Raw genomic sequence first — 12,596 nt, 5'->3', positions numbered from 1 at the left:
TTAAAGTGGACGAAGTACAAACCTTCAAGGGTACGCTCAAACTCAACGCCAGCGACATCTACGAACTTAACTACATTCTGGACAATGCCGAGATTTACAACGGCGAATAAGTCCATCTACGTTCCTTTGTATCTTTGCCCCACCCCTAGCGGTGGGGTTTTTTCTTTGCTCTAACGGATTGTTCATGAAGTTCCTACGCCTCATTACCAAGATTTCCCTGGCTCTTATTGTTCTTATTCTTCTGATTTTAGCGGTTACTATGACGACCGTTGACGAAACGCCCTATACCGCTACCGAAGCGTATCAGCAAACCCAGCAGAATTTTCAACGCGTCGATCAACAACTGGCTTCGCAGCGAGTAGATACTACCGGCCCTACCCTAAATGTTGGTTGGGCGAAGGCGACCATCACACCCAGCTACGCAACCCCGTTGGCGGGTTACGGCACCCGCCGGGGCAAAGTGTCTACCGGTGTACGGGATTCGCTGTGGGTACGGGCTTTCGTCTTTGATAACGGCAAAACCCGTACGGCTTTGATTGCCTCCGATTTGCTCATCGTCCCTCCTACGGTTGTAGCCGCCGTGCAGGCACAATGGCCGAAGAATCTGGGTTTCCCGGCGGATCGCATTTACTACGGAGCCATTCATAGCCACAATAGTGCGGGCGGCTGGCAGGCAGGCGTGGGTAGCGAACTGATTGCGGGAAACTACAATCCCGAAGTAGAAACGTTTCTGGCGAAACAAATTATTACAGCCATTACGGAGGCTACGCAACGCCTAGCTCCTACTGAAATAGGATACGGAGAAATCAGTGAGCCTAATCGCATTGAAAACCGTTTAGTCGGAAATGAAGGTACGGTTGATAGCCTCATTCGGATGCTTAAATTCAAGAAAGCTACGGGTGAAACGGCTCTACTGGTGACGTACGCGGCTCATGCAACACTGCTCAAAGACGAAAACCTCGTAGTATCGCGAGATTATCCCGGCATTCTGGTGGATTCTCTGGAAAAAGAAACGGTGGATTTTGCGGCTTACATGGCCGGAGCCGTGGGCTCCATGCGGCCCAAGACCGAAGGCCAGACCGACGATGAGGAAATGAACAACCAGGCCCGGGCTTTACTCGGCGACATTGAAAAAGCGTACGGGACCTTGCCCACTCAAAAAGCCCGCGAATTAGAATTTGTCAGCCTTCCCCTGGGATTACGTCAACCTCAGCTCCAAATTGCCAAAGGCTGGAAACTTCGCCCGTGGGTCTTTAACTGGCTCTTTGGAAAGGCCGAAGCCGATCTGAAAGCCTTACGCATTGGTCAGACGGTATTACTGGGAATGCCATGTGATTTTTCCGGTGAATTAGTGACAGACTTCTCAGAGGTTGTACAACAACGAAACCAGCACCTCATCGTAACCAGTTTTAATGGGTATTACATCGGTTATGTAACGCCCGACAAGTACTGGACCCGCGACACCTACGAGAGCGTGGCCATGAATTGGTTTGGCCCCAATACGGGTAGTTATTTCGTCGAAACGGGTCGTAAACTTTTAAATAAACTGTGAAAAAGTAGCAATTTCCAGGAATGAGGTTAGAATAATCTAAAATTATTTAGAAAGATTCTAAAATCCTCAGAAGATTGGGAAAGACGCCGGGAAATACGATTTTTGTAAGTAAAGAAAGTACAATTTTAATATCGAGTCTGATTCAGACTTTACTTATAATAATCACCCGTACCTCGTTTCCTATGGCTTCACTTCCCGCGGATTTTGCACCTGTCCTTGTACAATTTATTGCGGCTTCCGGATTCATCGGAATGACAATGCTGGCGACTCACTTGCTTACGGGTCGTCGTAAAAGCAGTAGTACCCTTAGAAAAGAAGATCCCTGGGAGTGCGGTATCCCCGTTTACGGTGATGCCCGGGCTCCTATTTCCGTTAAATACTTTTTAACGGCTATTCTTTTCGTGCTTTTTGATGTGGAAATCATCTTTATGTACCCCTGGGCGGTCAACTTCCTCAAGTTCCGAAACGCAGGATTAGGCACGCTGGTATTTGGGGAAATGATCGTTTTTATGCTCCTGCTGCTGGCAGGTTTCTATTACGTAATTAAAAAGGGCGTATTGAAGTGGGATCAGGACTAAGGTCTTGCCCCTGTGCTGCGTCCCCTGAACAGTATTCCAACTATGAGCGATAGACCCAATAATATCAAAATTGTAGATGCTCCGGACGGCTACGGCGGTTCGGGTTTCTTTGCTACTTCGTTTGAAAAAGTAATTGCTCTGGCCCGCAGCAACTCGCTCTGGCCCTTGCCCTTTGCTACTTCTTGCTGCGGCATTGAATTCATGGCTACGATGGGAGCTACGTATGATCTGGCCCGCTTTGGGTCGGAACGTCCGAGCTTCTCGCCCCGGCAATCCGACATGCTGCTGGTGATGGGTACCATCGCCAAGAAAATGGCTCCGATTGTACGGCAGACGTACATTCAGATGGCTGAACCCCGCTGGGTGATTGCCGTGGGAGCCTGTGCTTCGTCGGGCGGCATTTTCGATACGTATTCGGTGCTTCAGGGTATTGACCGTATTGTTCCCGTCGATGTATACGTCCCCGGTTGCCCTCCCCGACCCGAGCAGATTCTCGATGGGGTGATGCAATTACAGGAGATCGTTAAAAACGAGCCGCTGCGTCGTCGGGATTCTGACGAGTACAAAGCATTGCTCGAATCGTACGGAATTATCAAATAGCTACGGCTTCATTCCCTCGTTGAAAACTACTTATGCTTAGTAATCAAGAAATTGCCGACGATCTGTTGGCTCAATACGGTGATAAGATTGCGGGGTTTGAAGAGCATCACGAAATCATGAGTGTCTTTACGACCGTCGAGACGGCCAAGCCCATGATTGCGTATTTGTATAACCACCCAACGTTTAAATTCCAATATCTTACCGATTTGGCCGGTATTCACTACCCGGATAATACGGGTGGTGAGCTGAGTGTGGTCTATCACCTCCACAGCTGGACGCACAATCATCGCATTATGATCCGGATTTTCGTTCCCATCGAAGCTCCGGACGTTCCTACGATCATTGACCTGCATAAGAGTGCTAACTGGATGGAGCGGGAAGCGTACGATTTCTTCGGTTTAAATTTTGTTGGTCACCCGAACTTGATTCGGATTCTGAACATCGAGGAAATGGATTACTTTCCCATGCGGAAAGAATATCCGCTGGAAGACGCGACCCGCCAGGACAAAATCGACGCCCTTTTTGGCCGCTAGGCGGATTCCCGCGGGCGATGCTCCCTTGGAACTCCACTGACCTCAATGCAGCGAACTGCTAAAAAGCCTAATCCGATGAGCGAAACCAACACAAATAATACATTAACCCAGCGAGATCAGCCAGCCGTTATGGGTCCGCAGGTAGGAAACCTGGCCCTAAAGGATGGTGTACCGTTGATTGCGGAAGACGGTCGCGAACTTACCACCCTCAACCTTGGACCAACGCACCCTTCCACGCACGGGATTTTCCAGAATATTCTAACGATGGACGGTGAGAAGATCGTTTCGGGCGTACCGACGATTGGCTACATTCACCGGGCTTTCGAAAAAATAGCTGAACGCCGCCCCCTGTACCAGATTACCACGCTGACCGACCGGATGAACTACTGTTCTAGTCCGATCAACAACATGGGCTGGCACATGACGGTCGAGAAATTACTCGGTATTGAAGTACCTAAACGGGCTCAGTACATCCGGGTGATCATGATGGAACTGGCCCGTATTGCCGATCACCTCATTTGTAACTCCATTCTGGGCGTAGATTCCGGAGCCTTTACGGGCTTTCTGTACGTCATGCAGAAACGCGAGGAAATTTACGAGATCTACGAAGAAATGTGCGGAGCCCGTCTGACGACCAATATGGGTCGTTTCGGGGGAATGGAGCGGGATTTATCCAACGAAGCCATTCGTAAAATCCGTGAATTCATTCGTAGCTTCCCACCCGTGATGCAGGAGTTTGAGAAGATGCTGAATCGCAACCGTATTTTCATTGATCGTACGGTGGGCGTGGGTCCGGTATCGCAGGAAATGGCCCTTCAGTATGGCTTCAGCGGTCCAAACCTGCGAGCCGCGGGCATTGATTATGACGTACGGGTGATGAGTCCGTACTCTTCTTACCAGGATTTTGACTTTGATATTCCCGTTGGTTACTCGGGCGATACCTACGATCGCTTCATGGTACGCAACGGAGAAATCTGGGAGAGCTTTAAAATCATCCAGCAGGCTGTAGAAAACCTGCCCGAAGGCCCCTTCCACGCCGATGCTCCAGAGTACTACCTCCCCCCCAAGCAGGAAGTGTATCGCAACATGGAAGCTCTCATCTATCACTTCAAGATCGTGATGGGTGAAATCCCGATTCCCGTGGGCGAGGTGTACCATGCCGTTGAAGGCGGCAATGGAGAACTGGGTTTCCACCTGATTTCGGACGGCGGCCGGAGTCCCTACCGACTGAAAATGCGGCGACCCTGCTTCATTTTTTATCAGTCTTACCCTGAATTATGCAAGGGCGTTACGTTGTCCGATGCCATCATTATCATGAGTAGCATGAACGTAATTGCCGGTGAATTAGACGCTTAACCTCCCATGCTTGAAACAAAACCTCGCATCGAATTCACGCCGGAACGGCTGGAACGAGCCAAAGAAATAATAACCCATTATCCCGAAGGCCGGCAAAAATCGGCTCTGCTCCCGCTCCTGCACCTGTTACAGGAACAGGAAGGCTGGACGCCTGCGGAAGGGATGGATTATGTTGCCGAATTGCTGGGTATACAGCCCATTGAAGTATACGAAGTGGCGACGTTTTACACCATGTACCACCTCGAACCCGTCGGCAAGCACGTCATCGAATACTGCCGAACCGGTCCTTGTATGCTGATGGGGGGTGAAGAAGTCTACGCCCATTTGAAGCAGAAAATCGGTGCTCAGGACGGCGAAACTTCGGCCGATAAGCTATTCACGATCAAGCCCGTGGAATGTCTGGCCGCCTGCGGCTGGGGTCCCTGCTTTCAAATTCGCGAAAAGTATTACACGCACCTAACGATTGAGAAAGTAGACGAAATTATTGATGAACTCAAGAAATAGTTTTCAGTCTTCAGTTGGCCGTTTTCCGTGCAAAATCACCCTCCATCGAAAACGAACAACTGAAAACCGAAAACTGAAAACTATGCATTATGTCGCTTCCTAAGATCCTTACGGCTCACGCCCACCTTCCGGGGATTGAGACCTTTGATGTATACCGCAAAAACGGAGGTTATGCCGCCGTAGAAAAAGCCATCAAAACCATGACGCCCGACGAAGTGGTGGAAGAAGTAAAAAAATCGGGCGTTCGTGGTCGCGGCGGGGCGGGTTTTCCGATGGGTATGAAGTGGTCGTTTCTGGCGAAACCCGAAGGCGTTCCCCGCTATCTGGTTTGCAATGCCGATGAATCAGAGCCCGGTACCTTTAAGGATCACTGGCTGATGAAAACCATCCCGCATTTGCTGATTGAAGGCATGATTGTATCCAGCTACGCTCTGGGAGCTAATGCTAGTTACATCTACGTGCGAGGCGAGCTGATGTACGTGGTTCGCATTCTCGAAAAAGCCATTGCGGAGGCCAAAGCGGCCGGTTTTCTCGGAAAAAATATCCTGGGTTCGGGCTACGATCTCGAACTCTACGTACAACCTGGTGGCGGAGCGTATATCTGCGGTGAAGAAACGGCTCTGCTCGAATCGCTAGAAGGCAAACGGGGAAACCCCCGAAATAAACCTCCTTTTCCTGCGGTCAAGGGTCTGTATCAATGCCCAACGGTAGTTAATAACGTCGAGTCCATTTCTACGACTTCCTGGATTGTCAATAACGGAGGCGATGCTTACGCGGCCATCGGAATTGGCCGTTCGACGGGCACGAAACTGATTTCGGCTTCCGGTCACCTCAAAAAACCGGGCGTCTACGAAATTCCGCTGGGTCTGCCCGTACAGGAATTTATCTACTCTGACGAATGGTGCGGTGGTATTCGCGACGGTCACCATTTGAAAGCGGTGGTAGCGGGAGGGTCGTCCGTACCCATTCTACCCGCCGCGATGTTACTAAAAACCGCTGCGGGTGAAGATCGCCTGATGTCCTACGAATCCCTGGCCGACGGTGGCTTTGCTACGGGGACCATGATGGGTTCGGGGGGATTTATTGCCATGGACGAAACGACCTGTATTGTGCGGAATACCTGGAATTTCAGCCGTTTCTATCACCATGAATCCTGCGGTCAGTGTTCACCCTGCCGCGAAGGTACGGGCTGGATGGAGAAGGTCCTCCACCGCATTGAACACGGCCACGGCTCCATGCACGACATTGACTTGCTGGTGGATGTAGCCAAGAAAATTGAAGGCAATACTATTTGTCCGCTGGGAGATGCAGCCGCCTGGCCCATCGCCTCGGCCATCCGGCATTTCCGGGACGAATTTGAATGGCACATTACCAATCCGCAAGAAGCGACGCGTCCCGGTGCGGTATTCAAAGGCCACATGGAACTGGTTTAATGAAGGAATGAGTGAGTGCGTTATTCTATCATTCGCTCATTCGATCATTCATTCATTCAAAATTGTAATGACATGAAAGTTACGATTGATAATATTACCATTGAAGTCGAGCCGGGTACGACCATTCTTCAGGCGGCCCGGAAGATTGGTCCAGAAGTAGCTCCGCCGGCCATGTGTTACTACGAGCCGTTAAAGGCTTCGGGTGGTAAGTGTCGGGCCTGCCTGGTGAAAGTAACGGCGGGTTCGGAAAAAGACCCCCGCCCCATGCCCAAGCTGGTGCCTTCCTGCATTACGCAGGTTCAGGATGGTATGATTGTGGAAAATACCGTGAACGAACAAGTACTCGAAACGCGGAAAGGCATCGTTGAATTTCTGTTACTGAATCATCCCCTCGACTGCCCCATTTGCGATCAGGCCGGGGAATGCCACTTGCAGGACTTTTCCTTCCAGCACGGAGTTCAGCAGACACGCTACGAAGAAGAACGCCGGACCTTTGAAAAACAGGATCTTGGGCCGAATATTCAGTTGCACATGACCCGCTGCATCCTGTGTTATCGTTGCGTATTCACGGCCGATCAGATTACCGGCAAACGCGTACACGGGGTACTGAATCGCGGCGATCATGCGGAGATTTCAACGTACATCGAAAAAGCGATTGACAATGATTTTTCCGGAAATGTGATCGACGTGTGTCCCGTAGGTGCCCTAACGGACAAGACCTACCGCTTCAAAAACCGGGTCTGGTTTACCAAGCCCGTTGATGCTCACTGTGACTGCGAAAAGTGCTCAGGGAAAGTCACGCTCTGGTATCGGGGCGATGAGGTGATCCGGGTTACGGCTCGTAAAAACCAGTGGGGCGAAGTACTGGATTTCATCTGCAATACCTGTCGATTCGAACGCAAAAATACCGCAGACTGGACCATTGAAGGGCCCACGAAGGTGGCTCGTCATTCGGTAATTTCCGCCAACAAGTACGGAGCCAACAAGATCGTTCCGGAGTTTGCCCGTCGTCTGGCGGCTTCACAGTACAAAGACGTTCACGAAGAACGCGACACCAGCCAACTGAACATCAAGCAGTTGCCGGAAGAACGTTTTAAAGCATTAAGTCCACCCGCAGGCGAATCCGCCGTCGCAGGTATACGGTCAATTCAAAACTGGGCGGAGGATAAGTAATGTTGTTCGTTGATTGTTCTTAGTTGTTGGAAGTTGTATAGATGACAAAATCTTCATTGACTCGAGAATCCTTAATGGATCACTCAACCAATAACAGTCAACTAATAACCATCAACTAGAAAAAAGATGGATATATTCTGGATCAAAGCAATCATCATTCTGGTCATTTTTGGGCTTTCGCTCTTTGTGGCTATGTATTCGACCTGGGCCGAGCGTAAAGTAGCCGGTTACATGCAGGATCGTCCGGGACCGAACCGGGCGGGTTGGGGTGGTTTGTTACAACCCCTTGCCGACGCCGGAAAGATGTTTTTCAAGGAAGATTTCATTCCCGCACAAGCCAACAAATGGCTCTTCATTGCTGGCCCCTGTCTGGCGATGTTGACCGCCCTGTTGTCTTCGGCGGTGATTCCCTTCGGGGATACCCTCCGCATCGACGGTCAGGAAATTCAGGTGCAGGGTATTGAGGTGAACATTGGTATTCTCTGGGTGTTCGGTATCGTTTCGCTGGGCGTCTACGGGGTGATGGTGGGAGGTTGGGCTTCCAACAACAAATTCTCGCTGCTGGGAGCCATTCGGGCTGCTTCACAAAACATCAGTTACGAGCTGGCTCTGGGTTTATCGCTCATCGCGGTGATTATGATGACGGGCAGTTTATCCGTTCGGGACATCGTTAACACTCAGCACGGCGGAGGCTGGAATATTCTCTTTCAGCCGCTGGGTTTCGTTATTTTCCTGACCTGTGCCTTTGCCGAATGTAACCGTACGCCCTTCGACTTACCCGAATGCGAGGCCGAGCTGATTGGCGGTTATCATACGGAATACTCGTCGATGAAACTGGGCTTTTACCTGTTTGCCGAATATGTAAACATGTTCGTATCGTCCTGCGTGGTATCGGCCCTGTACTTCGGTGGTTTCAACTATCCGTTTATGGATAAAGTCGCGGAAGCACTGGGTAATGATGCCACGGGTCACAATATCGCCACGGCTATTGGGTTCTTTGCCTTCATCGCCAAGGCTTTATTCTTCGTATTCTTCTTCATGTGGGTACGCTGGACGTTGCCTCGTTTCCGATATGATCAACTCATGAATCTGGGCTGGAAGAGCTTAATCCCCCTTTCCATCCTTAACATCATCGTTACCGGTATCGGCCTGATGTTCAACCTTCGCTGGTTCAGCTGGGTAGCCGTCGTCATTATCGTAGCCGTCGTAGCCGTACAGGCTGCCATGAAGCCCAAAGCCGCCAGAGGTATTCTGGAAGCTGCACCCGTGCGATAAGTTTTCCGTTGACTGTTTGCTGTTTTCAGTTGTTGAGTACCAAACGTATCTCTTACTGAATTTATAAACTGTCAACTGAAAACCATCAACTGAAAACTACTAGATCATGCAACTCACTAATCGAGCAAAGAAGATAGATAAGAGCGAAATGACGCTGGCCGAACGGATGTACCTTCCGGCCATTGCTGGCGGCATGGCTATTACGCTCAAACACTTTTTCAAGAAAAAACCGACCATTAACTACCCCGAACAGAAACGGTATCTGGGTCCCGTATTTCGGGGTCAGCACATTCTGAAAAAGGACGAAGCTGGTCGCGAACGCTGTACCGCCTGTGGCCTTTGTGCGGTAGCCTGTCCGGCAGAAGCCATTTCGATGGTAGCGGCCGAACGGAAAGCCGGGGAAGAAAACCTGTATCGAGAAGAGAAATACGCGGCGGTTTACGAAATCAATATGCTCCGCTGTATTTTCTGCGGTTTCTGCGAGGAAGCCTGCCCCAAACAGGCCATCTACCTTCGCCACGACCAGTTTGTACCCGTATTCATGAGCCGGGATGAGGTGATTTATGGAAAAGATCGCCTGGTGGAAGATATGAGTAGCCGGTATTTGCGGGAAGGCTGGAAGTAATTTGTTTATTCGTTAAAAATCGATCCTTCGTTACGTTATGTCAGCTGATAAAATCTGGTACCTTCTGACGGCCCTGACCATCATCTTTGCGTTGGCGGTCATTCTGGTCCGAAACCCCATGTACAGTGTACTTTGTCTGGTCTTAACTTTTCTGTGCCTTTCCTGTCACTATATCTTACTCAATGCCCAGTTTCTGGCCGTAGTCAATCTAATTGTCTACGCCGGAGCCATTATGGTACTCTTTCTCTTCGTAGTCATGTTCCTGAACCTGCGGGAGTATAGGGAAGAAACCAAGAGTAATCTCCAGAAGGTGGCGGCCTTTGTAGTAGGCATCGCTATTCTGGGAGCCATTGTCATGGCGGTGCGGCGTCTGCAATATCCGATGCCTTCTCCCGAGAAGTTTGATATTCGTACGGGTTACGTAGAAGTACTCGGAGAAACATTATTCATGGATTATCTGCTTCCATTTGAGCTGGTTACGATCCTGTTTTTTGTAGCCATGGTTGGAGCGGTCATGCTGGGTAAACGCGAAAAAGGCGAGCGGCATTTCTAAAATTATACGGGAACCCTTCCCTAAAGACCTCGTAACCCCCATCGGATTACGGGGTTTTTCTTTTATTGCTCAGTCCTTTTTCGGTTTTTTGCGATTCCTTACTAGACAATACGTTAAGACTGAAAGTCTTGACCGCTAAACATTCCAGCATTACGCATGAAATTGTGGCAAAAAGAAGGCGTTTCGACTTCTGAAAAAATAGAAAAATTTACCGTAGGTCGGGATCGGGAAATGGACCTGTACCTCGCCCCTTTCGATGTACTGGGCAACCTGGCTCACGCCCGAATGCTGGCCTCGGTGAATCTGCTAGAGCAGCAGGAACTGGCAGACCTTGAACAGGAACTGAAGGAAATTTACGCTCAGATTCAGGCCGGAAATTTTGAGATTGAAGACGGTATTGAAGACGTCCATTCGCAGGTAGAGCTGATGCTGACGCGAAAGCTTGGCGACGTAGGAAAGAAAATTCACTCGGGCCGCAGTCGGAATGATCAGGTACTGGTGGATTTGAAACTCTTCACCCGGGACCGGCTGGAACTGATTACCAAGGAAACCAAACGCGTTTTCGACGTACTGATCCAACGATCTGAACAGCATAAAAACGATCTGTTACCGGGCTATACGCACCTTCAGATTGCCATGCCTTCGTCATTCGGACTGTGGTTTGGGGCTTACGCCGAATCACTGACGGATGATGTAGCTTTACTCCAGACCGCGTACCGTTTTGCCAACCGCAACCCGCTGGGCAGCGGAGCGGGGTACGGCTCTTCCTTTCCGCTGGATCGCCAACTGACGACTGATTTACTGGGATTTGAAGGCTTACATTACAACGTCGTGTACGCTCAGATGAGTCGTGGTAAAACGGAGTGGATGGCCCTAACGGCCATCGCCAATCTGGCTCAGACGCTTTCCCGACTGGCGATGGATGTGTGTCTGTACAATTCGCAGAACTTCGCTTTTCTGACGCTTCCCGATGCTCTGACGACGGGCAGTAGTATCATGCCGCACAAGAAAAATCCGGATGTGGCTGAGCTGTTACGCGGGAAAACAAACCGGTTGAAAGCACTGTCGATGGAAGTAACGCTGGTTCTGAGTAACCTACCTTCGGGGTATCACCGGGATATGCAGTTGCTCAAGGAAATCTTGATGCCTGCCATCGAGGAAATTCTGGATTGTCTGGATATTACGGCTTACATGCTGGAAAACATTCAGGTGAAAACGGATCTGCTGGAAGACAAAAAATACGACCTGCTTTTCAGCGTAGAGCGGGTAAACGAACTGGTGATCGAAGGCGTACCCTTCCGGGATGCCTACCGTCAGGTGGGCAAGGAAATTGGCGAGGGTTCATATGCGGCTTCCCGGGATCTGAAGCATACGCACCTGGGCAGCATCGGCAATCCGGCCAACGAGCAGATTACGGCTTTGATGGATGCTCAGTTGCAGGGCTTTGGCTTTGAACGCGTACGAACCGCCTTGGAAGCTCTCATTCAGTAATTTTACGCTTTTACTTATGAAACTTCCACCGTATCTGCTCCTTCTTTTCTGGCTGCTTACTTCGGCAGGTGCCTACGCCCAGATCAGCGGCGATAGTTTGCAAACGGATTCGCTAACGCAGGCAGTAGTGCTTCCGCTCTCGGAAGACTCCGCCCGCCGGTACGAGCCAGTAAAACCGAACTGGACTTACGTCAAAAGCTACTGGTACGACACCAAAGCGGTGGTGACGAGTCCCTTTCGCTGGAAGGGTCAGGACTGGGCCAAAGCCGGGACTATTATCGGCGTGGCGGCTTTGTCGTACGCCTTTGCAGACGGCAGAATCCAGAAGTTCTCCCAGGTACACAAATCGCATTTTACCAATGCGGCTTCTGAAATAGTAGATCCTTTGGGGAATGGACGGTACTTGTGGATTACTTCGGGGTTGGTCTTCCTACACGGTCAGATTTTCCATAATGACAAAACGACTCGTGTCGGTCTGTTGATTCTGGAAAGTCAGCTTATCAATGGTGTACTCGGACAAGTGGTAAAACTCGCGGCCGGACGAAAACGGCCCTGGGATGGTGCTCGTCCGCACGAATGGGCGGGTCCGCAGTATCCGCCCTTCCATTCCTTCCCGAGTGGTCACGCTCAGACGTCTTTTGCCTTGGCGACGGTCATTGCGGAAGAATTTAAGGACATCAAAGCCGTACCGATCATTTCCTATTCGCTGGCAACGCTCACGTGCTTATCACGCCTGAATGCGAATGCTCACTGGTTCTCGGATTTGCTCGTTGGAGCGGCCATGGGCCATTTTATCTCCAAAACCATCGTCCGCCGCCATCCCGAACATCCGCTGAAAAAGCGTTCAAAAGTAGCCCTGGATTTTAACGGTCAGGGAGCTACGTTGCGGTTTTAACAGTAATTAAACTTATGGCATTAATCTT

General features: G+C 50.3%; 13 protein-coding genes. All 13 read left to right on the top strand.

The window, feature by feature from the left end; all coding sequences use genetic code 11:
* Nucleotides 1-184: 184 nt before the first annotated feature.
* A complete protein-coding gene (locus tag ACOJTG_RS07305) occupies nucleotides 185-1,552 on the top strand; it encodes a neutral/alkaline non-lysosomal ceramidase N-terminal domain-containing protein (protein ID WP_420153201.1) in 1,368 nt (455 codons plus the stop codon).
* A gap of 182 nt (nucleotides 1,553-1,734) precedes the next feature.
* The gene (locus tag ACOJTG_RS07300) at nucleotides 1,735-2,130 is read left to right on the top strand and encodes an NADH-quinone oxidoreductase subunit A (RefSeq protein WP_420153200.1); all 396 of its coding nucleotides are present in this window, start codon (nucleotides 1,735-1,737) and stop codon (nucleotides 2,128-2,130) included.
* A gap of 42 nt (nucleotides 2,131-2,172) precedes the next feature.
* Nucleotides 2,173-2,730 (top strand): NADH-quinone oxidoreductase subunit B, encoded by a 558-nt coding sequence (locus ACOJTG_RS07295; RefSeq protein ID WP_420153199.1) that lies wholly within the window; start codon nucleotides 2,173-2,175, stop codon nucleotides 2,728-2,730.
* 32 nt (nucleotides 2,731-2,762) lie between these two features.
* Nucleotides 2,763-3,263, top strand: a complete 501-nt coding sequence (locus ACOJTG_RS07290) for an NADH-quinone oxidoreductase subunit C (RefSeq protein WP_420153198.1) — start codon at nucleotides 2,763-2,765, stop codon at nucleotides 3,261-3,263.
* Nucleotides 3,264-3,308: 45 nt separating this feature from the next.
* Nucleotides 3,309-4,619 (top strand): NADH dehydrogenase (quinone) subunit D, encoded by a 1,311-nt coding sequence (gene nuoD, locus ACOJTG_RS07285; protein WP_420153197.1) that lies wholly within the window; start codon nucleotides 3,309-3,311, stop codon nucleotides 4,617-4,619.
* A gap of 6 nt (nucleotides 4,620-4,625) precedes the next feature.
* Nucleotides 4,626-5,123: an NADH-quinone oxidoreductase subunit NuoE gene (nuoE, locus tag ACOJTG_RS07280; protein ID WP_420153196.1), complete on the top strand. Its 498-nt coding sequence runs from the start codon at nucleotides 4,626-4,628 to the stop codon at nucleotides 5,121-5,123.
* An 89-nt stretch (nucleotides 5,124-5,212) separates the two neighbouring features.
* Nucleotides 5,213-6,556 (top strand): NADH-quinone oxidoreductase subunit NuoF, encoded by a 1,344-nt coding sequence (nuoF, locus tag ACOJTG_RS07275; protein ID WP_420153195.1) that lies wholly within the window; start codon nucleotides 5,213-5,215, stop codon nucleotides 6,554-6,556.
* Between the two features lie 72 nt (nucleotides 6,557-6,628).
* Nucleotides 6,629-7,729, top strand: coding sequence for a 2Fe-2S iron-sulfur cluster-binding protein (locus ACOJTG_RS07270; RefSeq protein WP_420153194.1), 1,101 nt, complete (start codon nucleotides 6,629-6,631; stop codon nucleotides 7,727-7,729).
* 126 nt (nucleotides 7,730-7,855) lie between these two features.
* Nucleotides 7,856-9,004 carry an NADH-quinone oxidoreductase subunit NuoH gene (nuoH, locus tag ACOJTG_RS07265; protein ID WP_094810140.1) on the top strand — a complete coding sequence of 383 codons (1,149 nt, stop codon included), beginning with the start codon at nucleotides 7,856-7,858 and terminating at the stop codon, nucleotides 9,002-9,004.
* Between the two features lie 106 nt (nucleotides 9,005-9,110).
* A complete protein-coding gene (locus ACOJTG_RS07260) occupies nucleotides 9,111-9,629 on the top strand; it encodes a NuoI/complex I 23 kDa subunit family protein (RefSeq protein ID WP_094810138.1) in 519 nt (172 codons plus the stop codon).
* A 37-nt stretch (nucleotides 9,630-9,666) separates the two neighbouring features.
* Complete coding sequence (locus ACOJTG_RS07255) at nucleotides 9,667-10,182, top strand: NADH-quinone oxidoreductase subunit J (RefSeq protein WP_420153193.1); 516 nt, start codon at nucleotides 9,667-9,669, stop codon at nucleotides 10,180-10,182.
* 156 nt (nucleotides 10,183-10,338) lie between these two features.
* Nucleotides 10,339-11,673 carry an argininosuccinate lyase gene (gene argH, locus ACOJTG_RS07250; RefSeq protein WP_420153192.1) on the top strand — a complete coding sequence of 445 codons (1,335 nt, stop codon included), beginning with the start codon at nucleotides 10,339-10,341 and terminating at the stop codon, nucleotides 11,671-11,673.
* Nucleotides 11,674-11,689: 16 nt separating this feature from the next.
* A complete protein-coding gene (locus tag ACOJTG_RS07245) occupies nucleotides 11,690-12,568 on the top strand; it encodes a phosphatase PAP2 family protein (protein ID WP_420153191.1) in 879 nt (292 codons plus the stop codon).
* The last annotated feature ends 28 nt before the right edge of the window (nucleotides 12,569-12,596 follow it).

Origin of the sequence: Siphonobacter sp. (assembly GCF_048595215.1) — a bacterium.
Classification (GTDB): domain Bacteria; phylum Bacteroidota; class Bacteroidia; order Cytophagales; family Spirosomataceae; genus Siphonobacter.
Note: the sequence above shows the minus strand (reverse complement) of the source record. Positions and strands in the feature narration are given on the sequence as shown.

Excerpts from the sequence above, each read along its gene's own strand:
- nuoE (WP_420153196.1), top strand. The coding sequence starts at position 4,626 with ATGCTTGAAACAAAACCTCGCATCGAATTCACGCCGGAACGGCTGGAA.
- nuoF (WP_420153195.1), top strand. The coding sequence starts at position 5,213 with ATGTCGCTTCCTAAGATCCTTACGGCTCACGCCCACCTTCCGGGGATT.
- argH (WP_420153192.1), top strand. The coding sequence starts at position 10,339 with ATGAAATTGTGGCAAAAAGAAGGCGTTTCGACTTCTGAAAAAATAGAA.
- ACOJTG_RS07260 (WP_094810138.1), top strand. The coding sequence starts at position 9,111 with ATGCAACTCACTAATCGAGCAAAGAAGATAGATAAGAGCGAAATGACG.
- nuoD (WP_420153197.1), top strand. The coding sequence starts at position 3,309 with ATGCAGCGAACTGCTAAAAAGCCTAATCCGATGAGCGAAACCAACACA.
- ACOJTG_RS07245 (WP_420153191.1), top strand. The coding sequence starts at position 11,690 with ATGAAACTTCCACCGTATCTGCTCCTTCTTTTCTGGCTGCTTACTTCG.
- ACOJTG_RS07305 (WP_420153201.1), top strand. The coding sequence starts at position 185 with ATGAAGTTCCTACGCCTCATTACCAAGATTTCCCTGGCTCTTATTGTT.
- ACOJTG_RS07270 (WP_420153194.1), top strand. The coding sequence starts at position 6,629 with ATGAAAGTTACGATTGATAATATTACCATTGAAGTCGAGCCGGGTACG.
- ACOJTG_RS07290 (WP_420153198.1), top strand. The coding sequence starts at position 2,763 with ATGCTTAGTAATCAAGAAATTGCCGACGATCTGTTGGCTCAATACGGT.
- nuoH (WP_094810140.1), top strand. The coding sequence starts at position 7,856 with ATGGATATATTCTGGATCAAAGCAATCATCATTCTGGTCATTTTTGGG.
- ACOJTG_RS07295 (WP_420153199.1), top strand. The coding sequence starts at position 2,173 with ATGAGCGATAGACCCAATAATATCAAAATTGTAGATGCTCCGGACGGC.
- ACOJTG_RS07300 (WP_420153200.1), top strand. The coding sequence starts at position 1,735 with ATGGCTTCACTTCCCGCGGATTTTGCACCTGTCCTTGTACAATTTATT.
- ACOJTG_RS07255 (WP_420153193.1), top strand. The coding sequence starts at position 9,667 with ATGTCAGCTGATAAAATCTGGTACCTTCTGACGGCCCTGACCATCATC.